Raw genomic sequence first — 25,843 nt, 5'->3', positions numbered from 1 at the left:
AGCGGCGCGGCAAAGCCGCGCCGTCGGTCCTCGCTGCAGCGAGGCCGGCCGCGCTTGCGCGTCTCGGCGATAGCGTCCGCTATCGCTGTGCATGCTGCGCGGTGGGAGCCGGAACGACCCGGAGCGAAATCGTTACGGCTGCTTCCTTCCGGATCTGACCGGGTTGGCGACAACTCCGTCCGCCCGACTCCCGCGGCGCATATGGGCGAAGCGGTTCAGGAGGGCAAGGTCAGAGCAGATGCAAAGTCTCGTCCATCTGATCATGCAGCACACGCACCACGCGAATGCTGTCAGAGCGCTCGTAAAAGTAGATGAAATGGCGAACGCACCGGGCTTTTCGGAGACCCTCCCGCACAAATCCGAGAGAGCGGCTACGGAGCCGACCGGCCGCTGCGGCCGTCGCAGCGTCATTGATCGATTTCAAGTACCGGTCAGCCTGCTCCGGATTCCAGCGATCTTCGGTGAACTCCCAGATTTCATCGAGATCCTGCTTGGCGACATCGGAAAAGATTACCCGGCGCGCGATAGATGCCGCTCCCGCGCCTGCGCGATGATCTCGTCGATCGTATAGGGGCTGTCGGGGCTCGCATCCCCCTCGTCGATCAGCGCCCGGAGTCGATCCACGGCTTCCTGCCGTTCTCGAATGACGGCCCGCATATAGTCGCTCACATCAGCGTATTGGCCGGTCGCGACCTGCGAATCGACGAAGTTCTTGAGTTCCTCAGGAATCGAGATGTTCACGGTGGTCATACGCGGATTTTGTTGAATTTTTGCCATTGAGTCAACGCCCCTGCATGTTCCTGGCTCCGCCGGGCATGCGCACCGTCAGCGTCTCCAGCGCCTCCGTCAGCACGATCTGGCAGGCGAGGCGGGAGGTGCGGGTGACGTGGAGGGCGAGGTCGAGCAGGTCTTCCTCCTCCTCGCTGGCGCGGGGGAGCTTCGAGAAATCCTCGGCGGCTAGAATGACGTGGCAGGTGGAGCAGGCCATCTGGCCTTCGCACGTGCCTTCGAGCGGCTGGCCGGCCTCCTGGGCGACGTCGAGGAGGCGTTCGCCGGCGGGGGCGTCTACCTCCTGCACCGCAATGCCGTCGGCGGAGAGAAAGCGGATGCGGGTCATGCGGCGAAGCTCAGCTGGCGTGCGGCGGCGGCGTCGATGAGGGCGAGGGCGCGCAGCAGGTCGGCCTCCGTGGTGTAGCGGCCGAAGCCGAGGCGGATGCTGGCGCGGGCTTCGCGCTCGGAGAGCCCCAAGGCGGCGAGGACGTGGCTCGGGCGGCCGGAGCCGCTGGCGCAGGCAGAGCCGGCGGAGAAGGCGACTTCGCGGACTTCGGAGATGAGGCGGGCTGCGTCGGCGCCGTCGCGGCGGAAGTTGAGATTGCCGTGGTAGCGATGATCGGCGGAGCCGTTCAAGGTCCAGCCGGGCATGGCGTTGCGAGCGAGGGTCCAGAGGCGTTCGGCGTGCGCCCGATCCGCCTCGGCCTGCTCGACCACGAGGCGCGCCGCCTCGCCAAAGCCGGCGCACAAAGCGGGCGAGAGGGTGCCGGAGCGGAGGCCCCCTTCCTGGCCGCCGCCGTGGAGGAGCGGATCGAGCGCGACGCCGTCGCGCACCCAGAGGGCGCCGATCCCCTTCGGGCCGTGGACCTTGTGGGCGGAGACGGCGACCATGTCGCAGGCGTCGAGCGGGATGGCCACGCGGCCGAGCGCCTGGACGGCGTCGCAGAAGACCAGCGCACCGGCCTCGCGGGCGAGGGCGGCGAGTTGCGCGACGGGCTGGATGACGCCGATCTCGTTGTTGACCAGCATGGCGGCGACGAGGCCGGTGCGCTCATCAATGCGGGTGGCGGCGAGGGCGAGGTCGACGAGGCCGTCGCGGCCGACGGGGAGGATGTCGATGTCGAAGCCCTGGCTGCCGAGCCAATCGACGGTGTCGAGGACGCAGGCATGTTCGGTCGCGAGGGTGACGATGCGGCGGCGCTCCGGTGGCAGGCGGGCGGCGGCGCCCTTCAGCGCCCAGTTGGCGGCTTCGGTGGCACCGGAGGTGAAGTAGAGCTTGCCTCCCCTCCCGGATTTCCGGGAGGGGCCGGGGGTGGGTTCTTCGTTATGGAATGCGGCGAAGGAAAGGGGGCCACCCCCTGCCCCCTCGCGGAAATCCCGGAGGGGAAGATTCAGCGCCTCCACCACCCGCTCACGGGCTACCTCGATCGCCGCTGCCGCTTCGCGCCCCATGCGGTGCGGGCTGTGGGGATTTCCGAAGCCCTCCTCGAGCCAAGGCCGCATCGCCGCGGCGGCTTCCGGAGCGAGGGGGGTGGTGGCCTGGTAGTCGAGGTAGATCACGCGGCGCGGCGCTTGTCCTTGAGGGCGCGCCAGTGTGCGAGGAGAGCGTCGATGTCGCTGGCCTGCGTCGAAGGGCCGAAGCTGACGCGGATGACCTCGCGCGCCGCCTCTTCGCTCCAGCCCATGGCGGTGAGGACGTGGCTGGTCTTGAGGCTTCCGGAGGCGCAGGCGCTGCCGGCGGTGACGGCGATGCCGGCAAGATCGAGCTGCATCATCTGCGCGGCGCCCGGGACGCCCGGCATCCGGTAGCAGGCGATGGTGGCGATGCGCGGCGCGGCGCCGGCCACGACTTCGCCGCCCGCGGTCTCGATCTCGGCGTCGAGATGGGCGCGCAGGCGCTTCGCCTCTTCGTACCAGCCATGGTCGCCCTCTAGCGCGGCGGCGAAACCCATGATCGCGGGCACGGCCGGCGTGCCGGGGCGGTAGCCGCCTTCCTGGCCGCCGATCGCCTCCAGCGTCGCCGGGTCCTTGACCAGCAGCGCGCCGACGCCCGGCGGCCCCCCGAGCTTGTGGGCGGCGACGACGAGGAAATCGGCCTCCGGGAGCGGCAGCTTGCCGGCGCTCTGGGCGCAATCGGTGAGGAGCAGGCCGCCCGCCGCCTTCACCCTGGCGTAGATCTCGGCAATGGGATGCATGACGCCGGTCTCGTTGTTGACCGACTGCACGGCCACCAGCGGCCGCTCGGCGCCGGCGAGGGCGCGGTCGAGGTCGTCGAGATCCAGAGTGCCGTCGTGCTTGGCGGCAATCTGGCGGGCATTTGGGGCGCTGCGCAGGACCGCCGGGTGCTCGACCGCCGAGACGATGAAGCTGCCAGCCTTCGCCCGCTCGAACACCAGCGAAATGGCCTCGGTGGCGCCGGAGGTGAAGAGCAAGGTGCCCTCCCGGCCCAGGGCGGCCGCGACCCGGCGGCGGGCATCCTCGAGCTGCGCGCGGGCCGCCCTGCCCTCGGCGTGGGGCGAGGAGGGATTGGCCCAGGCGAGGCACGCCTCAGCCATCGCCGCCGCCGCCTGCGGCAGGATCGGCGTGGTCGAGGCATGGTCGAGATAGATGCGGGCGAGATAAGGGCGGTCCGGCACCTTGCGGTCCTTTCAATTGCGCGCGTCGGCTTCGCGCCTATATAGGGCCGGCCCGGCCCGTGGGTCACCCCCGTCGCGGCCGCTCCTCCAGTGCGAAGCGCAGGTCACATGCCCGAAGTCATTTTTCCCGGTCCCGAAGGCCGCCTCGAAGGCCGTTTCAACCCGGGTCCGCGCCCGCGCGCGCCGGTCGCGCTCATCCTCCACCCGCATCCGCAGGGCGGAGGGACGATGAACAACGCCATCGTGCAGGCGCTCTACAAGACGTTCGTGCGGCGCGGCTTCGCCACCTTGCGCTTCAATTTCCGCGGCGTCGGCAAGAGCCAGGGCGTGTTCGACAACGGCATCGGCGAATTGTCCGATGCGGCCTCGGCGCTCGACTGGGTGCAGCAGATCCACCCGGAGGCCGAATCGACCTGGATCGGCGGCTTCAGCTTCGGCGCGTGGATCGGCATGCAGCTCCTGATGCGCCGCCCGGAAGTGCGCGGCTTCATCTCGATCGCGCCGCCCGCCAACATGTACGATTTCACCTTCCTCGCCCCCTGCCCTTCGTCGGGCATCATCATCCAGGGCGAGGGCGACGAGGTGGTGACGCCGAACGCGGTGCAGAAGCTGGTCGACAAGCTGCGCACCCAGAAGCACATCACGATCCACCACGACACGATCCCGCATGCCAACCATTTCTTCGCCCAGGAAATGCCGCAGCTGATGGCGTCGGTGGATCGGTATCTGGATTTCCGGCTGGACCCTGCCTGCCCGATCCGCTGAGGGCGGCTGCGGCGTCATTCGCGACTAAAGCGCCCAGATGAGGACGTTGGCGGCCAGCACGGCGGCGGCGCCGAGCATCAGGGTGCCGCGCTTCCTGTCGCCGCCGCGGACGATCAGGCCGATGCCGCCCGCCGTCAGCGCCGCGGCAGCGAGGACGGCGAGGGATAGAGCGGTGGTGACGAGGGTCGGCATCGCGCGGCTAGTGGCACCGAGGGCGTGCTTTACCAACGGTTAAATCGGCGGCGGCTAGCAAAGCGGGCATGGACGAGACCGCGCAATTCGAATCGATCGAGGAGACGATCCTGCCGAGCCTGTCGCTGGTGCTCGACGGGCTGATCGAGGCGGCCGCGCTGGCGCGGCCGGGCGTAGACGCGGCGCATTATGCGGTGGAGCTGAAGGCGATCGGCGAGCAGCTCGAGGTGCTCCGGCGGCACGTCGAGGATGCCGCCGCGCCTGAGGTTCAGGACGTGCGCGCCGCCTGAGCGGCGAGGATCTCGGCATAGAGCGCCGGATCGACGTTGCCGCCCGAGACGACGACCACCGTCCGCTCCGAGGCCGGGCCGGCCTTTCCTGACAAAAACGCCGCGAGGGCGACGGCGCCGCCGGGCTCGGCGACGATGCGCAGGTGGCGGGCGGCATAGGCCATGGCCTCCCGGATTTCGTCCTCGCTGACCGAGAGGCCGCGGGCGCCGCTGCCGCGCAGGGCGTCCAGGGTGAGCGGCGAGACGAGCTTGGTCTGAAGCGCATCGCACAGGGTGGGCGGCGCCGGCTCCTCGACGGGGAGCGGCGTTCCGGCGGCGATCGAGCGGGCCATGTCGTCCCAACCCTGCGGCTCGACCGTCACCACCTCCGCGTGCGGAAGCGCGAGGGCGATTCCGGCGGAGAGGCCGCCGCCGCCGCATGGGACGAGGATTTTGTCCGGCGAAGCGCCGAGCTGCTCGGCGATCTCGACGCCGCAGCTCCCCTGCCCTTCGATGACGTCGACATCGTCGAACGAGGGGACGAGGACGCAGCCTTTCTCGGCGGCGAGGCGGGCGCCGATCTCCTCGCGGCTCTCGGTCATGCGGTCGTAGGCGACGATGGCGGCGCCGGCGGCGCGGGTTGCGTCGCGCTTCACCGCAGGGGCGTCGGCGGGCATGACGATGGTCGCTTCGATGCCGAGCGCACGCGCTGCGAGCGCGACACCCTGGGCGTGGTTTCCGGAGGAGAAAGCGACGACGCCGCGTTCGCGCTCGCTTTGAGAAAGCTGGAGCAAGCGGTTGAAGGCGCCGCGCAATTTGAAGCTGCCGCCCTGCTGCAGGCACTCGGCCTTCACCCAGACGCGTCCGCCTTGCCATTCGAGCGGCAGCAGGGGCGTGCGAGTCACATGGGGCGCCACGCGGTTCGCCGCAGCGCGGACACCTTCTGGCGACGGCCTTCTCTCTGTCATCCAAGCCTCTGAGATTAATGGGGAAAAAGCAGGTCTTTACATGAGAAAAGCAGGGTCATATATCCCGGCCCGCTGCCCCATGGGGACTTCCAACAACCGCAAGGCAGCCTCGTCGTCAACTACCGCCTTTGGAGGTCCCTTGAGTTGCACAAGCATCATAGCGCGCTGGGGCTAGCTTCGCTCCCGATCGACAACGCAACGGTTGCCGACATCGCCCGTAACGGCAACGCCAGCGTTGCCGCTATCGCTCTTGAGCGGCCGGTCCAGCCGGTGACGCTCCTGCGTCCGCACGCCGCGCGTCGCGCCGCCCGCTTCTTCACCGAGAAGTTTCCGGGACGCTCGCTCTATGCGGTGAAGGCGAACCCCTCGCCGGAGCTCCTGCAGGTCCTGTGGGACAGCGGGATCACCCATTACGACGTCGCCTCGATCGCCGAGGTGCGGCTGGTGGCCCAGACGCTGCCGGAGGCGGTGCTGTGCTTCATGCACCCGGTGAAGGCGGAAGAAGCCATCGCCGAGGCCTATGCGCTCGGCGTGCGCACCTTCTCGCTCGACACGATGGACGAGCTCGAGAAGATCGTTCGCGCGACCAGCGAGGCGACCGATCTCAACCTGTGCGTCCGCATCCGCGTGTCCTCGGACCATTCGAAGCTCAGCCTCGCCTCCAAGTTCGGCGCCGAGCCCGACGAGATGAAGGCCCTGCTGTTCGCCGCCCGCCAGGCCGCCGACGCGCTCGGCATCTGCTTCCATGTCGGCAGCCAGGCGATGACGCCCGCGGCTTATGCCGAGGCGATGGAGCGGGTGCGCGCAGCGATCGTCGGCGCGGCGGTCACGGTCGACATCGTCGATGTCGGCGGGGGCTTTCCGTCCTGGTATCCGGGCATGGAGCCGCCGCCCCTCGAAGCTTATTTCGACGTCATTTCGCGCGCGTTCGAAAGCTTGCCCATCTCCTACTCGGCCGAATTGTGGTGCGAGCCGGGCCGGGCCCTGTGTGCGGAATATGCCAGCGTGCTCGTGCGCGTCGAGAAGCGCCGGGGCGACCAGCTCTACATCAACGACGGCGCCTATGGCGCGCTGTTCGATGCGGCGCATGTCGGCTGGCGCTTCCCGGTCAAGCTGGTGCGGCCCGAGGCTTCGGACTTGAGGGAGATGCCGTTCAGCTTCTACGGCCCGACCTGCGACGATCTCGACCATATGACAGGCCCGTTCCACCTCCCCGCGGACGTGGGACGGGGCGACTATATCGAGATCGGCATGCTCGGCGCCTATGGCTGCGCGATGCGGACCGGGTTCAACGGCTTCGGCACCGTGTCGAAGGTCGTGGTCGAGGACGAGCCGATGGCGACGCTGTACGGCGGCGACGCCGGCGAGGTTGAACGCAGCAACGTGGTTCAGCTCTAGGCAAGCCGCTTCTACGTAAGGGACCGGCAAGCTGCGTGGCCTTCGGGAGCCCGGCTTGCCGATCCTGTACTCTACCGTCACCCCGGACTTGATCCGGGGTCCACCTTCATCCTCTCGGTGGAGAAAAGGTGGATGCCTGATCAAGTCCGGCATGACGATTATGGGTTTCCGCGTCCCCTAACGACGGCGGTTCATTGTTGAAGTGTGGACATGAGCATGAACGACCAGCCCAAGATCAACGACACCCGCAAGGCCGAGCTGCTCGGCACCGTCGTCGAGCATATCGACATCACCAGCTTCGACGCACGGCCAATCGTCGATGCGATGAAGAAGATGAGCTTCACCTCGCGCGACCTCGGCCGTGCGACGGACATCTACAACCAGATGCTCGCCGACAAGGATTGCTCGGTGATCCTGGTGATCGCCGGCTCGACCTCGGCCGGCGGCTGCATGGACCTCTATGCCGAGCTGGTCAGGAACAACATGGTCGACGCGATCGTCGCCACCGGCGCCACCATCGTCGATATGGATTTCTTCGAAGCGCTTGGCCACAAGCATTACCAAGCGCTTGAAATCCCTGACGACGACACCCTGCGCTCGCTCTACATCGACCGCATCTACGACACCTATATCGACGAAGAGAAGCTGCAGGAGACCGATCATACGATCGGCGATATCGCCAACTCGCTCGAGCCCAAACCGTACAGCTCGCGCGCGTTCATCCGCGAGATGGGCAAGTGGCTGATGACCCACGGCAAGAAGGAGAACAGCCTCGTCAAGCTCGCCTACGAGCATGACGTGCCGATCTTCTGCCCGGCCTTCGTCGACAGCTCGGCCGGCTTCGGCCTCGTCAAGCACCAGGTCGACGCGATGAAGGCGGGCAAGCCCTACATGGTGCTCGACGCCATTGCCGACTTCCGTGAGCTCACCAACCTCAAGATCGCGGCTGGCACGACGGGCCTCCTCATGATCGGCGGCGGCGTGCCGAAGAACTTCACGCAGGACACCGTGGTGTGCGCGGAGATCCTCGGCCACGAGGTCGACGTGCATAAGTACGCGGTGCAGATCACCGTCGCCGACGTTCGCGATGGCGCCTGCTCCTCCTCGACCCTCCAGGAGGCGGCGAGCTGGGGCAAGGTTTCGACCGCGCTGGAGCAGATGGTGTTCGCCGAGGCGACCAGCGTCATGCCGCTCCTGGCCAGCGACGCCTACCATCGCGGCCTGTGGAAGGATCGCACCAAGCGCCGCTTCGCCAAGCTGTTCGACGAAGCCTGATCCAACGAGAACCCCCGCCCCACCACAGGCGGGGGTTTTTCGCTTGGGCCCGCGTGAAGCCTACGCCAGCCTCCCTTTCCTTCCCCTCTCGCGCCAAACCCGCTACCGCCGCGCCATGGACGCGTCGGACCTCCGCATCGCCCTGTTCAGCGGCAACTACAATTACATACGGGACGGGGCGAACCAGGCGCTGAACCGCCTGGTCGACTATCTGCTGAAGCAGGGCGCCGAGGTGCGCGTCTATTCCCCGACCGTCGAGAAGCCCGCCTTCCCGCCCAACGCGCCGGTGATCCACATCCCCAGCCTGGCGGTGCCGCGGCGGCCGGAATACAGAATTCCGATCGCGCTGCCGCGGCGGGCGAGACGCGACCTCGAGGCCTTTCGGCCCAACATCCTGCATGTCGCCAGTCCCGACGTGCTTGGACATCGCGCCGTCAGCCTCGCCCACCGCGCCGACCTGCCGGTCGTTGCCTCCGTCCACACGCGCTTCGAGACCTACGTCCGCTACTACGGCCTCGCCTTCCTTGAGCCGGTCCTCCTGGCGATCCTGCGGCGCTTCTACCGCCGCTGCGACGCCATCTTCGCGCCGTCGGATTCGATGGCCCAGCTGCTGCGCGACCAGCGGATGAACTATGATGTCGGTATCTGGACGCGCGGCATCGACCGCGAGATCTTCAACCCCGGCATGCGCGACATGGGCTGGCGCCGCGGCCTCGGCATCGAGGACGAAGTGCCGGTGATCGGCTTCGTCGGCCGGCTTGTGATGGAAAAGGGGCTCGACGTCTTTTCGGAGACGATCGACTGCCTTTCGAAGAAACAGGTCCGCCACAAAGTGCTGGTCGTCGGCGAGGGGCCGGCGCGCGATTGGTTTGAGAAAAGGCTTCCGCAGGCGGTCTTCACCGGCTTTCAGAAAGGCGCGAACCTCGGCCGCGCCGTCGCGTCGATGGACGTGCTGTTCAACCCCTCGGTGACGGAAACCTTCGGCAATGTCACCTTGGAGGCGCTGGCGACGGGAATACCCGTCGTCGCGGCGCGGGCGACGGGCAGCGAGAGCCTGGTGAGCGACGGCGTCACCGGACGCCTGATCCGCCCAGGCGCGATCGAGGAATTCGCCGGGGCCCTCGCCCTTTACTGCCGCGACCCCGAGGCGCGGGCCGCCGCCGGGCGCGCCGGCATCGCGATGAGCAGCCGCTTCGGGTGGGACGAGGTCAACCAGGCGCTGGTCGACGGCTATTGCCGAATCATTCGCCAGCGCGCCGCGGGCGGACGTCCGCCCGGGCCCAGCCCGGTGCCCTGAAAGCCCGGAAAACCGCCATTCCCGGCTTTCAACACTGTCACTTGATTGTCTCGGCCCCGGAACTTAACATAGCGCACGTGGGTCACTCCTGTTGGTTGAGCCTCCAACCGGTTTCGCGGGGCTCCCACGGACGCTCCAGCCATAAGCTGGGGCGTTCTTTCGTGAGGTCGAATAAGAGGGGAAGATTTTTATGAAACTCATCGTGAAAGCCGCGGCCGTCGGCCTCGCCGTGCTCGCGCTCGGCGCCTGCAACAAGCATACCGCCGCCGCCGACAACGTCGTCGCGAACACCGACGCCGTCGCCGATAACATCGTCGCCGCCGCCGACAACAAGGCCGACAACATCACGGCCGCCGCCAGCAACAAGGCGGACGCGGTCCGCGCCGCGGGCGAGAACAAGGCAGCCGTGATCGACAACATGGCGAAGTCGGGCAACACCTCGACGGCGACCACAAACACGACCACGACGACCACGAAGAAGAAGTAAGCTTCAGCTTCGGACCGAAGAAGGGCGTCCCGGCCAGGCCGGGGCGCCCTTTTTCGTTCGAGAGCTCCGTCACCCGGGCGAAAGCCGGGGTCTCCTCGGGTGAAGACCGCGGTGCTCTTCACGCCACGAGATACCGGCTTGCGCCGGCATGACGCGTGAGCGCTGGATTGCCGGATCGGCTCTCGCCGCCCTATTTCAGCCGCTCGATCCGCTGCGCCGCCTCGTCGAGGATGGCGGCGATTTCGTGGAGCCGGTCCTCGCCCATGTCGTCGGCGGTGACGCGGTGCCAGAGCGCCTGGAGGAGGTTGCCGACGGCCCGCTGGATCGGCTTGCCGCCGGCCCGGCGCTTGCCTTCGCCGGCGCCTTCCAGGCGGGCGAGCAGGGCGTCGACTTCCTCGGAGCGCTCGGCGAGATGCGCCTCGCCGTCCGCCGTCACTGCGAACGCCTTGCGGGCGCCGTCGGCGGCGGCTTCCTGGATGAGGCCCATGTCCTGCAGCATGGTGAGCGTCGGATAGACGACGCCCGGGCTGGGCGCGTAGCTGCCGTGGGTCAGCTCCTCGATCGCGCGGATGAGGTCGTAGCCGTGGCGCGGCTGGTCGGCAATCAGCTTGAGGAGGACGAGCCGAAGCTCGCCGCTTTCGAACATCCGCCCGCGCCGGCCGCGGCGCCCGCCGCCGCCGAAGCCGAACTCCTCGCCCCAGTCGCCGCCCCCGAACGGGCCGCCGCCGGGACCGCCGAAGCCGAAGCCGCGCGGTCCGAACCGCATCCCGAACACGCCCGGGCCGAATTTGCCGAACTCGAAGCCCGGTCCGCAATGTCTGCGCATGTCATACCTCCATCGTATCTCGATGCGTCTTAGATATATCTTCGCAACAGAGTGTCAAGTGCGCTGGCATGACGAGGGCCGAGCTTGCTAGAGAGAGGCGTGGCCGATCTCTTTGCCAGCGAACCCCAGCCCCCTGCCCCGCCGCCCGCCGACAGCGCGCCGCTGGCCGACCGGCTGCGGCCGCAGAAGCTCGGGGAGGTCGTGGGACAGGATCATTTGACCGGCCCCGAGGGCGCGATCGGTCGGATGGTGGCGGCCGGCAAGCTCGCCTCGATGATCCTGTGGGGGCCGCCCGGCACCGGCAAGACGACCATCGCGCGCCTGCTCGCCGACGCGGTCGGGATGCGCTTCGTGGCGATCTCCGCGGTGTTCTCCGGCGTCGCCGACTTGAAGAAGGTGTTCGCGGAGGCAAAGGAATTCGCCCGCACGGGGAGGCAGACTTTGCTCTTCGTGGACGAGATCCACCGCTTCAACCGCGCCCAGCAGGACGGCTTCCTGCCCTATGTCGAGGACGGCACGGTGGTGCTGGTCGGCGCGACGACGGAGAATCCGTCGTTCGAACTCAACGCCGCCTTGCTGAGCCGCGCGCAGGTGCTGATCCTCAACCGGCTCGACCACAAGGCGCTCTGCCTGCTGCTCGACCGCGCCGAAGCGATCATGGAGCGGGCCCTCCCGCTGACCCCCGAAGCCCGTGACGCCCTCGTCGCCACCGCCGACGGCGACGGCCGCTTCCTCCTCAACCAGGCGGAGACCTTGTTCTCCATCGAGCTGCCCGAGCCGCTCGATCCGGCCGCGCTCTCGGCCCTGCTCCACCGCCGCGTCGCAGTCTACGACAAGGATCGGGAGGGGCATTACAACCTCATCTCGGCCCTTCACAAAGCGATCCGCGGCTCGGACCCGCAGGCGGCGCTCTACTATCTCGCCCGCATGCTCACCGCCGGCGAGGAGCCGCTTTACCTGCTCCGCCGCCTCACGCGTGCCGCGGTCGAGGATATCGGACTCGCCGACCCCAACGCCCTCGTCCAGTGCATCGCGGCGAAGGAGACGTACGATTTCCTCGGCTCGCCGGAGGGCGAGCTCGCCATCGTCCAGGCCTGCCTCTACCTCGCCACCGCCCCCAAATCGAACGCGACCTACAAGGCGCAGAAGGCGGCATGGCGGAGCGCGAAGGAAACAGGATCGCTGATGCCGCCGAAAAACATCCTCAACGCGCCGACCAAGCTCATGAAGACGATCGGCTACGGCCAGGGCTATTCCTACGACCATGACGCGCCGGAGGGCTTTTCCGGCGACGATTACTGGCCCGAGGAAATGTCGCCGCAGACATTCTACCAGCCGACCGACCGCGGCCACGAGAAGCGCATCGCCGAGCGAATGGCGTGGTGGGAGGAGCAGCGGCGGGCGAAGCGCGATGGCTGAGCCGATCCGCGGCTGGGACGACGCCGTCGCCTTCGCCCTTACGCTGCCGGGCGCCGAGCTTTCGATCAGCTATGGCAAACCGGCCGTGAAGGTAAACGGCCGCGCCTTTCTCTACACCGGCCACGAGCAGGCGACCTCCTTCGGGGTCGCGATGGACATGGATACGATCGAGATCCTGAAGGAGACCGATCCCAGCACCTTCTGGCAATCGCCCCATTACGAAGGCTGGCCAGCACTCCTGATCCGTTTCGACAGCCACGATCCGGAGCGCGTGCGCGCGGTCATCGAACGCTCGCGCGAGTGGATCGCGGCCAAGCCGCCGCCCCGGCCGCGAGCACGGCCGCGGAAGAAGACGTGACGCCCTTCCCGCCGTCGCGAGCCGATCGAACCTATCCGACCCGGACCATGACCGGGACGGCCGACTGGATTGCCGCGTCGCTTCGCGCCTCGCAATGACGGGGCCCGGCTACGACCGGTTCGCAGCCATCGATTGGTCGGGGGCGAAGGGCAAGAAGCATAAAGGCATTGCCGTCGCGATGTGCGGCGGGGGTGACGTGGCGCCGAGGCTCGTCCGCCCCGGCCACGTCTGGTCCCGCGGCGAAGTGCTCGACTGGCTACTCGGCGAGGCCGCCAAGGTCCCTACCCTGTTCGGCTTCGACTTCAGCTACGCCCCACCCTTGCTCGAACGCGGCGCCTATTTTCCCGGCGAGACGGCTCCGCCGGCCGAAGCAAAGGCGCTGTGGGCCTATGTCGACAGGCTCTGCGACGACGAGGATCTCGGCGCCGCGAGCTTCATGGAGCGGCACCACCGCCGCCACTTCTATTTCGGCGCCGCCGACGGGGTGAAGCGCAACTTCCTCCACCACAGGGCGTGCGAGCATGCCTTCAATGCGCTGGGCGGGGGCAAGGCGTCGACGCTCTACGACGCGGTCGGCGCGGCGCAGGTCGCCAAGGCGAGCTATGCCGGCATGCGCCTCCTCCACCGGCTCGACGGGCGCGTGCCCGTCTGGCCGATGGACGCACGGCCGGAAAGCGGCAGCCTCGTCGTCGAAATCTACACCCGCGTCTTCATCCGTCTCGCCGGCCTCTCCGGCCGCAAGGTCCGCACCCGGGCCGAACTCGCGGTCGCCCTCCAGGGTCTCGGCAGCCGCGCCCCGAGACTGGCCGCTGAGCCGTCCGACCACGAGACCGACGTCCTCATCGCCGCCGCCGGTCTGCGCGCCATATCCGGCGACCCGCGCTACTGGACTCCCCCCTCTCTCACCCCCGAAATGGCGCGGACGGAAGGCTGGACGTTCGGCGTCCTGTGACGGGAAAGCCGCAGCTTTCTGGCCCATGAACTTTTTTTCATTTTGTCGCCGATACGGCGTTGACCCTTCAAAAATCCGCAATTAACCAAGGCACTTACCAGAAGCCCCGCGCCTGAGCGACGGGGCCGAAACCGGGAAATCGGGGGATGCTCTGCGTCAACGCGCGCCTTTGCCGCGCCCATTTCGGGCGCTCCTTTCGCTCGCCCTCGGCGGCGCCGCGATGACCGCCGCACCGGCCGCCGCGGCGGCCCCTGTTTTGGCTTGGCAGCAGGTGCAGTCGGTGCGGGTGCTGTGCCTGGTCCAGCCTGAAACCAATTCGGGGGCCGAGGCGCTCCAAGGCGAAATCTGCCGCACCGTCACCCGTCTCGCCGCCGCCCATGCACCGGTTCCGGTGAGCGAGGTCGGCTTCGGCGACCCCGCCGTCATCGCGCCGGGCACCGTCACCCTCCTCGTCCACGCGTCGATCGCGCCCGATGGCGATGGGCGCCTGCTCGCCTTCGCGATCCGCCCGTTCCGCACCGGCGGCGTCGACACCGCCCAGCTCTTCACCGCGGCGCCGCGCGCGCTGCGCCTGCCTGCCGCCGGGCCGGGCGGCGCCGCGCTGGAGCGCAGCCTCGCCGCCGCGCTCGCCGACATACTGCCCTGGCTCCGCACCCGCTGAGCCGTTCCTTTTCCAACCAAGCCTAACAGGGGGACTAAATGACCGATACCGTAACCGGCTCTCCGCTCGTCGACAGCGGCGACGTGATCAGCCTTGACGCCAACGTGGACGGCACCGGCGGCTCGATCTCGGGCAAGCCGGTCTTCACGCTCGACCAGGTCGAGGCGAACCTCAACCGCACCAGCTATCCGGGCAGCGGCATTCCCGGCCCGATGTGGGCGTTCGGCACCGATCTCATGGGCCAGAACAAGAGCGGCGACCCCGGCGTCATCCAGTTCGCATTCTACCATGCACGCAGCGAGCTGTTCCAGGTCCCGTACGTCTTCCAGCAGGGCTCCGGCCTCGTCGGGCGCAGCGAATATTTCGGCTTCGCGCCCTTTTCGGTGGCGCAGCAGGACGCCGCCCGCAAGGCCCTGACGCTTTGGGACGACCTCATCAACGTCAAGATCGTCGAGGTCAGCAACGTCAACAATGCCGACATCACCTACGGCAACCTCACCAACGCGCCGGGCACGCAGGCTTATGCCTACCTCCCCTATAATTACGGGGGCACCTCCGCCGGCCTCCAAGGCGACGTCTGGGTGAGCACCTCGCAGGCCTCCAACCTGCAGCTCGACAACGGCTATTACGGCCTCGCCACCCTCATCCACGAGACCGGCCACGCGCTCGGCCTCCAGCATCCGGGCGCCTACAACGCCGCGCCGGGCCTCTCGATCACCTACGCCGCCAACGCCGAATATTACCAGGACAGCCGCCAGTACACGCAGATGTCCTATTTCAACGCGGAGTTCACCGGCGCCGCCCCGATCGACTGGAACCGGCTGACCTGGGTCTACGGCCAGACGCCGCTGCTCCACGACATCGCCACCATTCAGGCGATGTACGGCGCCGACCCCACCACCCGCACCGGCGACACCGTCTACGGCTTCAACGCGAACGCCGGAAATGGCGTCTACGATTTCACCAGCAACACGATGCCGGTGATTTCGATCTACGATGCCGGCGGCAACGACACGCTCGATTTCTCGGGCTGGAACTCGAACTCGAAGATCGACCTCCACCCCGGCTCGTTCAGCAGCGGCGGCGGCAGCGGCGTCGTTCCGCTCGACGTGCTCAAGGCTCGCGGCCTGCTGCCGGCGAGCTACACGGAGGAGCAATATCTGGCGCTCCGCACCCGCTACAATGCGGTCGACGGCCTGCTCCACGACAACATCTCCATCGCCTATAATACGATCGTCGAGAATGCGATCGGCGGCGGCGGCAACGACGTCATCATCGGCAACGACGTCGCCAACGTCCTCGACGGCCGCGCCGGCGACGACACGATCACCGGCAACGGCGGCAACGACACGCTCAACGGCGGCCTCGGCGCCGATGCGATGGCCGGCGGCACTGGCGACGATGGCTACTTCGTCGACAATGCCGGCGACCGCATCGCCGAACTGGCGAACGAAGGTACCGACACCGTCTCCGCGACGATCAGCTACACGCTGACCGACAATGTCGAGAATCTCGTCCTGACCGGCACCGCCGCGGACGGCACCGGGAACGTCCTCGACAACGTCATCACCGGCGATGCGGCGGACAACCATCTGTTCGGCGGCGCCGGCAACGACACGCTGGTCGGCGGGGACGGGAACGACCTGCTCGACGGCGGCGCCGGCGCCGACGCGATGAGCGGCGGCATGGGCAACGACGTCTACATCGTCGACAATATTGGCGACCTCGTCACCGAGACGGCGGGCCAGGGCAATGACACCGTCAAGGCGTCGATCAGCTACACGCTCGGCGCCAATGTCGAGAATCTGATCCTCACCGGCACCGCCGCCGACGGCACCGGCAACGAGCTCGCCAACACCCTGACCGGCAACGCCGCCTCGAACCACCTCAATGGCGGCGCGGGCGACGACCGGCTGGTCGGCGGCGACGGCGTGGACATCCTCACCGGCGGCACCGGCGCGGACGTCTTCGTCGCGGAGATCAACGCTACCAAGGTCGACAGCAAGACCGGCCCGATCTCGCTCGACCTGGTGCTCGATTTCCATGCCGGCGAGGACAAGATCGACCTGCACGGCATCGATGCGAACAGTCTTGTCGACGGCATCCAGTCGTTCAACTTCGTCGGCCAGGCCGCGGGCAAGAATGCCGGCGACCTCTCCATCCAGCATTACGGCAGCATGGACGCCGCCGAAAAGGCGCTCGGCATGGAGATTGACGGCTTCGCCGGAAAGAGCCCGTTCGAGGGTCCGGTCACCGTCCTCCTCGGCAATGTCGACGGCGGCGCACCCGATTTCGCGATGGTGTTCGTCAACACGCCGACTTTGCACACGACCGACTTCCTCCTCTGAGGCAGGCGGCCGTTGCGGCACGGGAGAAGCGCTCCGGCTCCGGCCGGGGCGCTTTTCTTATGGCTCCGCCTCAGCCGCCGGCAGCGGGGCGGCCCACCGGCTCCGTCGCCGTCCTGGGCATCCGCGCCTCTAGCGGGGCGAGCCAGGCCGATACCCCGTCGCCGATGCTGACCTGCGGGTTCGACGGGGTATTGCGCTTTCTATGTTCCCACTCGCCGATCATGCGCAGCGCCTCTGCGGACGCGTCGGCAAGCGGCTGCGGCTTGCGCAGCGCGTGGTTGATCATCGCGTCGCCGAAATAGGTCCAGTCATTGTCCGCGGGGCAGCCGAACGAGGTGCGGTCGGACGCAGCGGCGGTGAACAGGGCGGTGGTGTCGCCGGACAGTGCCGCCACGAAGGTTCCCGAATAGCAGGCCGAGAGGATCAGCAGGCGGTTGTGGATGCCGAGACTCGTCAGCTGCCGGGCGAAGCGGTTGGGGCTCAGGAAGCCGAAGCCTTCGTCGCCGTCATGATAAGCGATGCCGATCGGCGCGCCGTGGCTGGTGACGTAGAGGACGAGGACATCCTCCTGCCGGTCCATCCGCTCGGCGATGCGGGCGAGGACGAGGGTGAGCGAGTGGAGACTGCCCATCGGCAGCGCGCTCGGCCCGTTGCCCTCGGTGCCGGCGAGGACAATGGTGCGGTCCGCCGCGTCGAAGCGCCGCGCGAGGACCTTGCCAGCCTCCCGCGCCTCCCGCCCGAACACCGGGTCGCTGTCGAGCGCGACGGATACAACATAGGCGTCGACGATGCCCGGACGCTGCGCTGGGATCGCGGCAAGTGCGGCTTCGAGACGGCGATGCTCGGCGAGTTCGAAGGCGGGCCAGCGGCCGCGCTCGAGCTGCGGCCCGAGATCGAGGCTTGTTTTGGCGTCGGCGACATTGCCGCCCGTCAGGAGGCCCGGCCATTTGCTCGTATGCTCGGGCGCCTGCCAGGCCTGCGCGGCAAGCGCGCTCGCGCCGGCCGCCGCAGCGGCCGCCAGCATCCAGCCCCACGCCCGCCTCGAAACCCGCATCCCAGCCCCCCGCTCGCGCCATCGGGCGGCCAGTCTCGCCCGCCCGCACGCGCCGCGTCAATCGCGGAAAAGCAGGCGCGCCGGGGGGCTGGACGCGCGGCCCCGGATGGAGGATGTCGGCACGCGCGCCGGCTTAGCTCAGTTGGTAGAGCAACCGCCTTGTAAGCGGTAGGTCGTCGGTTCGAGTCCGACAGCCGGCACCACGGAGATTGCCTCTGTATTTCGACTACTTAGGTGCTGCACGCGTCCCGGGGGGTTACTCCCACATTCCGGTCGGTTAGCCACGCGTTGGCCAAGCCTGCCATGGCACCAGAGACTCGCATGCTGCATCGCCTGGTTTCTGTCTCGATGGGCATGGTTGGCGGCCTAAATTGAAGCGATGAAATTCCTCGATGCGGCGCCAGAGACTGCTCACGGACGGAGTTATCGGACTCGAACTCACAACCTAGTGTGCGGTTCGTTAGCCAGGTCGCGCCCGCGCCCGCGCCCGCTCCTGCTGCCCGCTAGGGTCATTTGGTCCGACAACTGATGACGGACATTGGCCGCGAGCGGACCGTCCGCTTTCACACTCGTGTGATCAAGACCGCCGGCTAACAGGCGCTGATCTGCCGTCACATCGCGGTTCTGGCGGGCGCGCAGACCGCTGACTCTATGCGTTCTCCCGTCGAAACGCGACAGCACCTAAAGGTCGATCTCGGATAAGCAGCTGTAGCCTGGGCCGTCGTCGCGATAGGTGTTTAGCAACAGCCCGATACGCCCGCCCTGCAAGCCCTCATAGCTTTCGCCTGCTGGCGCGAACCCGGCCTTCTCGAGCGTCGCCCGCATGCGCCGATTGCTGACTCTAAACGGTGGCGAAGACGCCCGCACCGTCTCGATGCTTTAAGGCGAGCTGCGACTAGCCCATGCGAAAGGCCTCCGGTGCTGAATAACTGTCCTAAAAAATCGCTGCGCGAGCGAAACTGGGCCATCGCGCGGTGGTGATCGGCCGCGACTGGCTTGCGCCAATATCGTTGGTTCCTCATCGATCGGCCTTTGATCTGGCGAACCATCCGGGGCCGCCGACAAACGGACGTTCCGGCGCTTCGCGGACATGTCCGCCTGTCGTTCGACCGCAATGAGCCGGTGCGGACCCGATTTGGCTTAGAAGCGCAACCCAACGGTCGCGCGCACTCCGCTCTCTGACCAACGCTTGGAGAGCCCGGCATTGGCCGAGGCGCCGATGCTGAGCCCGCTGCCAAGATCGGCGTCGAAGCCGCCGTCGAGGACCAGGGTGTCGCGGCCCACGCCGGCGCCCGTCACCAGGAAGGTCCCGGCACCGGGTCCGAACGAGGCTACGGTCGTCCCGGCAAGGTCGCCCCACCCGCGCTGCCACGCCGCCGATAGGCGCGGCCTCAGCGTCGCGCCTGGTCCCATCGGGACGGCGCCGCCGAGGCGGAGCCCGAAGGTCGCGAAGTCGGCGTCGCGTCGGTCGCGCCCGACAGTCAGGCCGCCGATTGACCCCGTCTCGACGAAGCCGTCGGTGCGGTTGCGGACGTGGGCGTAATCGGCAAACGGCTCGAGCCTGATCGGCCCCGTCAGCAGATTGTAGGCGATCTCGCCGAAGATCTGGCCGCTCTGCGCCTTGTAAGACGCCGTCGCGGTCCCGGCGAGGCCGGGGAAGGCGATGGCGCGGCTGGTGTCGATGTCGTGCCAGGACCAGTTCGCGCCGCCGCGTACGGACAGCGCGCCCGAACCCCAGCCGGCGTAGACGCCGACCAGCTTGGTGCGGTCCTTGGCCGAGGCCGCCTGGCTGCGGACATTGAGGTCCCCCTCGACATAGCCGCCGATGGCGCCGACCCGCAGGCCGCCCATGCCGCCGTCGATCCCGCCGAGCACGCCCTTGCGATCGACGCCGAGGCGCAGCGAGGTGCCGCCGCGCGAATGGGCCCAGTCATAAAGGCCGCGCAGCCACAGGCCGGTGCCTTGCGTGCCCGAGCGCGCGCGGTCGAGCATCGCCTCGCGGACATCGCGCTCCTGCTCGAGGACGGCAGTGCCGACCCCGGCATGGATTTCGGTCGCGAGGCTCGCGAGAGCCGTGCCCGTGCCCGCGTCGGTCTGGCCGAGGACCAGGTTGTACAGGCCGTTACCGAGGCCGAGCGCCTGCACCGCATTTGCCGTGCGCACCTGGTTCGCATTTCCGGCAAAGGCGGAGAAGGCGATGTCGTTGCGTCCCAAGGTGAGCTGTACGGCGTTCTGGGAATAGGTGAGGAGCGGCGTCAGGAAGGCAAGGTTCGACGTCACGTTCGAGAAGGTGCCGGTGACGCCGCCGTTCGCCGTCAAAATGGTGTAGCCGGTGATGCGGGCATAGGTGCCCGGCTGGGCGAGGACCGAGACCGTCCCGCCGGTCAGCGACGCGGTGCCGGTGGCGACGATCTTGTCGGCCTGGCCCGCGGCATTGGCCTCGACCTGGTAGGTCGAGCCCGCACCGAAGGCGACGTTGCCGGCGACGTTCAGGGTGCCGATCGAGTTGCCGGGTCCGACGATGCCCCCGTTCCCGGCATTGACTCCGCCCACGATGCCGTTGCCGCCGAGCTTGCCGCCGTTCAGGACCGAGACGATCGAGGCGATCGACCCGTTCACCGCCAGCGTGCCGCCGGTGACGTTGGTCGGGCCGGTATAGGTGGAGGCGCCGGTGAGGTTGAGCGTTCCCGCCCCCGTCTTGTTGAACGTGCCGCCGGCGCCGGTCAGGCTGCCTGCGAAGGTGGTGTTGGTCGACTGGTTGTCGGTCAGCGTGCCGCCGGTGATGTCGATCGAGGCGGTGGAACTCGAACCGGCGAGTTCCGCGATGCTGTTGGTCTGGCCCGAGAGATCGAGCTTGCCGCCGCCTGAGAGGTCGATCTCCGAATTGGCGGCAAGACCCTTGGCGAAGCGCACCGAGCCGGCGACGACGTTGACCGCGCCGGTGAAGGTGTAGGCGCCGCCGAAGGTGAAGCTGCCCGCGCCTTGCTTCACGAACGTGCCGTTGCCCGAGAGGCCGCCGGCGAGGGCATAATTGTCGGACCGATTGGCGACGAAGGTGCCGTTGTCCACCACGTCGCCGGTGACGTTGCCGCTGGTGCCGCCATTGCCGAGGATGAAGGTGCCGCCCGCCGCCGTCTCGACCTTGCCCAAGGTCCCGGTGAGCTGGAGCGTGCCGCCATCGACGAGCGTGTTGCCGGTGAAGCCGCTATTGTCGGTGGCGACGGTGAGCGTGCCCGCGCCGGTGACGTTGAACACGCCCGCGCCGGTCAACTGGGTGCTGCCGAAGGTGCTGGTCGCGCCGCTGGCCGTGCGCACAACCAGCGTGCCCGCGTCGGCGATGGTCGGCGCGGTGATGGTGAGGCCGGATGCCCCGGCGACGGAGCGGAGCTCAAGCGAGGAGCCCTGCGCGACGGAGACGCTGCCGAAGCTGCTCGGCGCCGAAGAAGCGGTCCAGTAGCCGCTCGCCACGTTGAGCTTGGCGAAATCGGTGAAGCTCGCGACGGTCTGGCTCGCGGCCGCCTTGTTGCTCGTGCCGATCAGGGTGGCCGTATCGGTGCCGCCGCCGCCGGCGATGGCGCCGGTGACGCTGGAGCCGGTGCGCAGGATCACGCTGTCGTCGGCGGCGCCGAGCTGGACGGCGACGCCGTTCGCCCCGGCGATCGCGCCGCTATTGTCGAGCGTCGTCGCGCCGGAGGCGAGGATGCCGGGGCCGGCGGTGCCGAAGATCGAGCCCAAGTTGACGATGCTGTTGGTCCCGCCGGTGGTGTCGAGGCCGGCGCTGGCGCCGGTGACGCTCGCGCCGCTTGCGACGGTGACCGAGACGGCGCCGGGCGGATCGATGAAGATGCCGTTGCCGCCGGCCGAGGAGACGGTGCCGGTCACATTCAGCGTCACCGCGCCGCCGGTCCCGTCGGCAATCAGGCGGATGCCGTCGGCGCCGGCCCCGAGGGCCGTCGCCGAGCCGACATTGGCGGTGATCGCGCCGTTGATCGCCCGGGCGTAGATGGCGTCGGCGCGGAAAATGGTGGTGCCGTTGCTGCTCGCCGTGCCGGTCGAGGAGGCGGAGCCGATGTTCAGGGTCACGCCGGTGCCCCCGGAGGCCACGACGCCGGCGCCGCCGTCGCCGGCGGCGTTCGCAACGGTCGCCGTGATGGCGACGTTGCCGCCGGCGCTCGCGAAGATGGCGTCACCGTGCGCCGCGGTCGCCGTGCCGCTGACGATCGTGACGTTGCCGCGGGCATGACCCTCGACCGCATAGGCGTTCTGGCCGGTGGCGGTGGTGTTCGCCGCGGTGATGCTGGTGTCGGCATTGCGGCTGTTGCCGTAGACGGAGGCGACCTGGATGCCGCTCGTCGAGGCGGTGCCGCTGGTGATGTTCACCGCGCCCCCGCCGACCGCGCCGACCGCATTGGCATAGTCGCCGTTGGTCGATGCGTTCTGGCTGACGATGGTCACGCTGCCGGCGCCGGTGGAAAGGCCGAAGACGGCGTCCGAAGTGCCGTTGGTGGCGGGGTTCTGGCCGGTCGCCGCCGTCGCCGTGGTTCCGGCGTTGATCGTAATCGCGCCGTCGGTCGTCTGCGCGAAGATGCCCTGGGCGCCGGCGCCCTGGGTGCTCACATTGCCGCTCTGGATGCTGACTGCGCCGACAGTCGTCTGGGCGCGAATGCCGCCCGCCGCCACGCCCTGCGTGGCAATATCGTTGCTGGCGATGGTGATGGCGCCGGTCGTGCCGCCGACGCTGATGCCGGTCGCACCGCTTCCCCTGGTCGCGATCGTGCCGCTGGTGATCGAGGTCGCGCCGGTGAGGACGCTCGCATTGCCGCTCCCGGTGGGGGTGGTGGGGGAGACGAAGATACCCACTGCGTCGTTCCCGCTCGTGGTGACGCTCCCGCTGATGACGGTGACGGAGCCGGAAGCCGGCTGATTGGCGGCGGTGGGCGATGGGCTCACATAGATGCCCGTGGCGGTGTTGCCGGAGGTGGTGACCGAGCCACTCTTGACCACGTTCGCACCGGTCGCGTTGCTGTAGATGCCGCGCGCGAAATCGCCGAGGGTGACGACCGTGCCGCTGTCGATCGCGCCGTTCGTGTCCGAATAGAGCTGGATACCGACCTGGCCCAGGCCCTCGGTCGAGGCGAGGCCCGAGTTGATCTTGGCACCACCGGCGCCGGATTGGACGAAGATCGCCGCTCCCTGGTTGCCGTTGCCGGTCAGCGTCGCCGTCTTGCTGTTGACCGTGACCGTAGCGCCCTGGCCGATGATCGCGTTGGGCTGCGAAAGGCCGCTGGCGGTCGCGAAATTGCTGTTGATCGTCGTCGTGCCGCCCGAGAAGGCCGTGAAGATGGCGCGGCGGCCGCCGGTCGTCGAATCCGCGTTGATGGTGACGTCGCCGCCGGCGCTGCTCTGGCCGATGATCCCGGTGCTGGAGGCGCCGCCGGCGACGACGGTGCCGCTGGAGATCGTCACCGCGCCGGGGGTGCGGACGTCGATGCCGTTGCCGTTCGCCGTGGTGACGGTGCCGCTGGTCACGCTGATCGCGCCCGCGCCGCCGTTGCTCTGCGATCCGACGATGCCGGACGAGCTTGCGCCCGTCGTCGCCACGTTGTCGCTGGCGATGGCGATCGTGCCGCCGGAGGTGACGGCGTTGATGCCCGCCGCCGTGGCGCCCGTCGTCGTGACGGCGCCGCTGTGGATGGCGAGGGCGCCCGTCGTCGTCTGGCCGTTGATGCCGGTCGCGCTCTGGCCGGAGGTGGCGACGGTGGTGCTGGTGATGCTGTTCGCACCCACGGTGGAGATGCCGAAGACGCCGATCGCGTTCTGCCCGCTGGTCGTCACCGCATTGCTGGCGATCGTCACCGCTCCGCCGGCATTGGCGAACACGCCGTAGCTGCCCGAGCCCGCGGTGCTGACGCTGCCGCTGTTGTTGATCGTCGCCGCGCCCGTCCCGGACTGAGCGGCGAGGAGAATGCCGATGGCGCTCGATCCGGCGGTGGTGATGGCGCCGGAGTTGGTGATCGTCGCGGCGCCGTTGGCGGGGCCGACATAGATGCCGTTGGCGAAATTGCCGCTGGTCGAGAGATTGCCTGTGCTGGTGACGGAGACGGTGCCGGTGCTGCCGGCGGCCTGCTCGAAGGCCTGGATGCCGACGGCATAATTGCCGCTCGTGGCGATATTCGCGCTGGTGATCGCGATCGGCCCGCTGTTGCTGGTGGCATACAGGCCCACCGCAGTGTTCGCGCCGTTGGACCCGGTGGCCGCCGCGGTGGTGATCGTGCCGGTGCTGTTCACCGTCAGGGCGCCGCTGTCGGTGGCCGCCCGGATTCCGCTGCGGTCGCCGCTCGCCGTCACCGAGCCGCTGGTGATCGAGAGGGCGGATGCGCCGGAGGTCTGCGCGTTGATGCCGTAGCTCGGATTGGCCGAATTGCCGGTGATCGTGTCGCTGGTGATCGAAAGCGCGCCGGACGAAATCGCGTTGATGCCACCGTTCGTGGTGGACGAGCCGGCCACGGTGGCCAGGGTGATCGTGCCGCTGTTGATCGTCAGGGTGCCCGCGACGTTGGGAGCGTTGATCCCAACGCCGGCGCCGCTGATCGAGGTGCTTGCGATCGTCGTGTTGCCGACTCCGCTCGCAAGGTCGATGCCATTGCCGCCGCCGGTGGTGATCTTGTTGCTCGTGATGGCGACGGCAGGCGTTGCACCGGCAACAACGATACCGAGGGCACCGGCGCCGGTCGCGTTGATCGTGCCGCTATTGTTGATCGTCAGAGCGCCGGTGCCGCCGTTGAAGCGGATGCCACTGCTGTTGGCGCCCGAAGTCTGCAGCAGGCCGGTCGAGTTGATCGTCACCGGACCGGCGATGACGCCCGAGCCGATCTGGGTGAGATAGATTCCATAGGCGTTCGGACCGGTGGTCGTGATCGCGTCTGAGTTGATGGTCAGACTGCCGGTGCCGTTCGGAGTCGCATAGATACCGTAGGAGCCGTTGCCGGCCGTTGTGATCGACCCGCTCGTCACCACCGCCGAATTGAACGCGAAGCCGTTCGGGCCGCCGTTGAAGCCGCCGCCGCCGGCATTGCCGCCGAGCACGATGCCGCGCGCGCTGTTGCCCTGGGTGACGATCGAGGTGGAGCGCGCGACCACGTCGGTGCCGCTCTGGATGCTGAGCCCGTCGGAATTCTGGGTCGTGCGGATGGAGCCGCTCGTCACGTCGACCGCGCCTTCGGAGAAGACCTGGATGGCGGACTGGTTCTGCCCCAGTGCGCTCGTCGTCGCCGCGTTGATCAGCACGCCGCCGGCGCTCGCATTGGCGAAGATCGCCGTGCCCTGGATGCCGCCGGCATTGGTATTGCTCGCGGTGTCGCTGTTGATCACGACGCGGTAGCCCTGACCGACGATCGCGTTGATGAGGCCGGTGCCGTTTGCGCTCGCATTGGTGCTGGTGATCGTCGTCGTGCCGGTGTCGCCGAACGTGCCGCCGTTGCCGGTGACGATGATGCCATATTGCTGACCGCTCGCGACGTTCGAGTTGATGACGACGTCCCCGCCGCCCGACCGAGCGACGATGGCGCGGTCGCTATTGTTGCCGCTGGCATTGATCGTGCCGGCGTTGGTGATCGTGATCGTGCCGGCATTGGCGCGTGCGTCGATGCCGCTGTTGAGGCCGGTGCCGTTGGCGGTGATGTCGCCGCTGCGGACGGTGACATTGCCGGGTCCGGTATTGTTGACCCCGATCCCGACGCCGGCCGCACTGCCATTGTTGGTCGAGGTGACCGTCGTCGTGCTGGTGTCGATGGTGGCGTCGTCGCTGGTCACGGTCACGTCGATCGCGCGCGGGCCGCCGTTGACGGGGGTCTTTTGGGTCAGCGCATAAGGCCCCGGGCCATTGTAGGTGATGTTCTGGGCGATCGCTTTACCGGAAATCCCGATTGTGCATCCGAGAGCGGTGCCGATCATGAACATGCAGCGGGCGGCCCGCGCGGAAGCCCGCGCGCCAACAAAAGCCTCAGACATCGAAATCCCCTTGAAGCGCGCTCGCCCGCCGCCGTCCCGCTGGACGCCGACCGCTGCCGCCGCGCTCCGATAGGCGGGAAAGGGATTGCGCGCGAATGCAATTCCTTACAAAAAAGAGGAACTTGGCGGTCGACGTGCAGGTTGGGAAACAATCACC

At 68.1% G+C, this 25,843-nt stretch carries 22 protein-coding genes, 1 tRNA gene and 1 other RNA gene; 12 read left to right on the top strand and 12 right to left on the bottom strand.

Annotated features, from left to right (window positions below; genetic code table 11):
- Positions 1-98 precede the first annotated feature (98 nt).
- The 6 genes from ffs to VGC56_RS06185 all read right to left on the bottom strand — a co-directional run bounded on the left by ffs (position 99) and on the right by VGC56_RS06185 (position 3,407).
- An RNA gene (ffs, locus tag VGC56_RS06210) (signal recognition particle sRNA small type) lies at positions 99-194 on the bottom strand.
- 35 nt (positions 195-229) lie between these two features.
- Positions 230-475 carry a type II toxin-antitoxin system RelE/ParE family toxin gene (locus VGC56_RS06205; RefSeq protein ID WP_464123994.1) on the bottom strand — a complete coding sequence of 82 codons (246 nt, stop codon included), beginning with the start codon at positions 473-475 and terminating at the stop codon, positions 230-232.
- A gap of 35 nt (positions 476-510) precedes the next feature.
- Positions 511-750 carry a type II toxin-antitoxin system ParD family antitoxin gene (locus VGC56_RS06200; protein ID WP_464123989.1) on the bottom strand — a complete coding sequence of 80 codons (240 nt, stop codon included), beginning with the start codon at positions 748-750 and terminating at the stop codon, positions 511-513.
- A gap of 31 nt (positions 751-781) precedes the next feature.
- Positions 782-1,117, bottom strand: coding sequence for a 2Fe-2S iron-sulfur cluster-binding protein (locus VGC56_RS06195; protein WP_464123988.1), 336 nt, complete (start codon positions 1,115-1,117; stop codon positions 782-784).
- Positions 1,114-2,331 (bottom strand): cysteine desulfurase family protein, encoded by a 1,218-nt coding sequence (locus VGC56_RS06190; RefSeq protein ID WP_464123986.1) that lies wholly within the window; start codon positions 2,329-2,331, stop codon positions 1,114-1,116. The genes VGC56_RS06195 and VGC56_RS06190 overlap by 4 nt, the downstream gene beginning before the upstream one ends.
- The gene (locus VGC56_RS06185; protein WP_464123984.1) at positions 2,328-3,407 is read right to left on the bottom strand and encodes a cysteine desulfurase family protein; all 1,080 of its coding nucleotides are present in this window, start codon (positions 3,405-3,407) and stop codon (positions 2,328-2,330) included. Before VGC56_RS06185 ends, VGC56_RS06190 begins: the two co-directional genes overlap by 4 nt.
- A 108-nt stretch (positions 3,408-3,515) precedes the next feature.
- On the opposite strand from VGC56_RS06185, the gene VGC56_RS06180 reads away from it, so the two are divergent.
- Positions 3,516-4,172 (top strand): alpha/beta hydrolase, encoded by a 657-nt coding sequence (locus VGC56_RS06180; protein WP_464123983.1) that lies wholly within the window; start codon positions 3,516-3,518, stop codon positions 4,170-4,172.
- Between the two features lie 24 nt (positions 4,173-4,196).
- On the opposite strand, the gene VGC56_RS06175 is transcribed toward VGC56_RS06180, so the two are convergent.
- Entirely contained in the window at positions 4,197-4,364 is a 168-nt protein-coding gene (locus tag VGC56_RS06175; RefSeq protein ID WP_464123981.1) for a hypothetical protein, read from the bottom strand.
- Positions 4,365-4,432: 68 nt separating this feature from the next.
- Here VGC56_RS06175 and VGC56_RS06170 point away from each other — a divergent pair, with 68 nt between their 5' ends.
- Positions 4,433-4,654 carry a hypothetical protein gene (locus VGC56_RS06170; protein ID WP_464123980.1) on the top strand — a complete coding sequence of 74 codons (222 nt, stop codon included), beginning with the start codon at positions 4,433-4,435 and terminating at the stop codon, positions 4,652-4,654.
- Here the strand turns inward: VGC56_RS06170 and VGC56_RS06165 are convergent.
- Positions 4,633-5,538, bottom strand: coding sequence for a threonine ammonia-lyase (locus VGC56_RS06165; RefSeq protein WP_464123979.1), 906 nt, complete (start codon positions 5,536-5,538; stop codon positions 4,633-4,635). The genes VGC56_RS06170 and VGC56_RS06165 overlap by 22 nt on opposite strands.
- 207 nt (positions 5,539-5,745) lie before the next feature.
- Here VGC56_RS06165 and VGC56_RS06160 point away from each other — a divergent pair, with 207 nt between their 5' ends.
- The 4 genes from VGC56_RS06160 to VGC56_RS06145 all read left to right on the top strand — a co-directional run bounded on the left by VGC56_RS06160 (position 5,746) and on the right by VGC56_RS06145 (position 10,058).
- Positions 5,746-6,999, top strand: a complete 1,254-nt coding sequence (locus VGC56_RS06160) for a type III PLP-dependent enzyme domain-containing protein (RefSeq protein ID WP_464123978.1) — start codon at positions 5,746-5,748, stop codon at positions 6,997-6,999.
- Positions 7,000-7,215: 216 nt separating this feature from the next.
- The gene (locus tag VGC56_RS06155; RefSeq protein WP_464123993.1) at positions 7,216-8,274 is read left to right on the top strand and encodes a 1,9-bis(guanidino)-5-aza-nonane synthase; all 1,059 of its coding nucleotides are present in this window, start codon (positions 7,216-7,218) and stop codon (positions 8,272-8,274) included.
- 115 nt (positions 8,275-8,389) lie between these two features.
- Positions 8,390-9,571 carry a glycosyltransferase family 4 protein gene (locus VGC56_RS06150; RefSeq protein ID WP_464123976.1) on the top strand — a complete coding sequence of 394 codons (1,182 nt, stop codon included), beginning with the start codon at positions 8,390-8,392 and terminating at the stop codon, positions 9,569-9,571.
- A gap of 190 nt (positions 9,572-9,761) precedes the next feature.
- Positions 9,762-10,058 (top strand): hypothetical protein, encoded by a 297-nt coding sequence (locus VGC56_RS06145; protein WP_464123975.1) that lies wholly within the window; start codon positions 9,762-9,764, stop codon positions 10,056-10,058.
- A 190-nt stretch (positions 10,059-10,248) separates the two neighbouring features.
- On the opposite strand, the gene VGC56_RS06140 is transcribed toward VGC56_RS06145, so the two are convergent.
- Positions 10,249-10,884: a PadR family transcriptional regulator gene (locus tag VGC56_RS06140; RefSeq protein ID WP_464123974.1), complete on the bottom strand. Its 636-nt coding sequence runs from the start codon at positions 10,882-10,884 to the stop codon at positions 10,249-10,251.
- A gap of 99 nt (positions 10,885-10,983) precedes the next feature.
- Between VGC56_RS06140 and VGC56_RS06135 the strand changes: the two genes are divergently transcribed.
- The 5 genes from VGC56_RS06135 to VGC56_RS06115 all read left to right on the top strand — a co-directional run bounded on the left by VGC56_RS06135 (position 10,984) and on the right by VGC56_RS06115 (position 16,622).
- A complete protein-coding gene (locus VGC56_RS06135) occupies positions 10,984-12,303 on the top strand; it encodes a replication-associated recombination protein A (protein ID WP_464123973.1) in 1,320 nt (439 codons plus the stop codon).
- Positions 12,296-12,661 (top strand): MmcQ/YjbR family DNA-binding protein, encoded by a 366-nt coding sequence (locus tag VGC56_RS06130; protein WP_464123972.1) that lies wholly within the window; start codon positions 12,296-12,298, stop codon positions 12,659-12,661. Before VGC56_RS06135 ends, VGC56_RS06130 begins: the two co-directional genes overlap by 8 nt.
- Before the next feature lie 94 nt (positions 12,662-12,755).
- Complete coding sequence (locus tag VGC56_RS06125) at positions 12,756-13,613, top strand: hypothetical protein (RefSeq protein WP_464123971.1); 858 nt, start codon at positions 12,756-12,758, stop codon at positions 13,611-13,613.
- A gap of 220 nt (positions 13,614-13,833) precedes the next feature.
- The gene (locus tag VGC56_RS06120; RefSeq protein ID WP_464123970.1) at positions 13,834-14,274 is read left to right on the top strand and encodes a hypothetical protein; all 441 of its coding nucleotides are present in this window, start codon (positions 13,834-13,836) and stop codon (positions 14,272-14,274) included.
- A gap of 38 nt (positions 14,275-14,312) precedes the next feature.
- Complete coding sequence (locus VGC56_RS06115; protein ID WP_464123969.1) at positions 14,313-16,622, top strand: M10 family metallopeptidase C-terminal domain-containing protein; 2,310 nt, start codon at positions 14,313-14,315, stop codon at positions 16,620-16,622.
- Positions 16,623-16,692: 70 nt separating this feature from the next.
- Here the strand turns inward: VGC56_RS06115 and VGC56_RS06110 are convergent, their stop codons facing one another.
- Positions 16,693-17,676 carry a C13 family peptidase gene (locus VGC56_RS06110; RefSeq protein WP_464123968.1) on the bottom strand — a complete coding sequence of 328 codons (984 nt, stop codon included), beginning with the start codon at positions 17,674-17,676 and terminating at the stop codon, positions 16,693-16,695.
- Between the two features lie 127 nt (positions 17,677-17,803).
- On the opposite strand from VGC56_RS06110, the gene VGC56_RS06105 reads away from it, so the two are divergent.
- A tRNA-Thr gene (locus tag VGC56_RS06105) sits at positions 17,804-17,879 on the top strand.
- Between the two features lie 478 nt (positions 17,880-18,357).
- On the opposite strand, the gene VGC56_RS06100 is transcribed toward VGC56_RS06105, so the two are convergent.
- Complete coding sequence (locus VGC56_RS06100; protein ID WP_464123967.1) at positions 18,358-18,501, bottom strand: hypothetical protein; 144 nt, start codon at positions 18,499-18,501, stop codon at positions 18,358-18,360.
- A 315-nt stretch (positions 18,502-18,816) separates the two neighbouring features.
- Positions 18,817-25,686 (bottom strand): autotransporter-associated beta strand repeat-containing protein, encoded by a 6,870-nt coding sequence (locus VGC56_RS06095; protein WP_464123966.1) that lies wholly within the window; start codon positions 25,684-25,686, stop codon positions 18,817-18,819.
- Between the last annotated feature and the right edge of the window lie 157 nt (positions 25,687-25,843).

The sequence above is a fragment of the Allosphingosinicella sp. genome, assembly GCF_036403745.1.
GTDB lineage: Bacteria > Pseudomonadota > Alphaproteobacteria > Sphingomonadales > Sphingomonadaceae > Allosphingosinicella.
The sequence above is the reverse complement of the archived record's forward strand: the minus strand, read 5'-3'. Positions and strand labels throughout refer to the sequence as shown.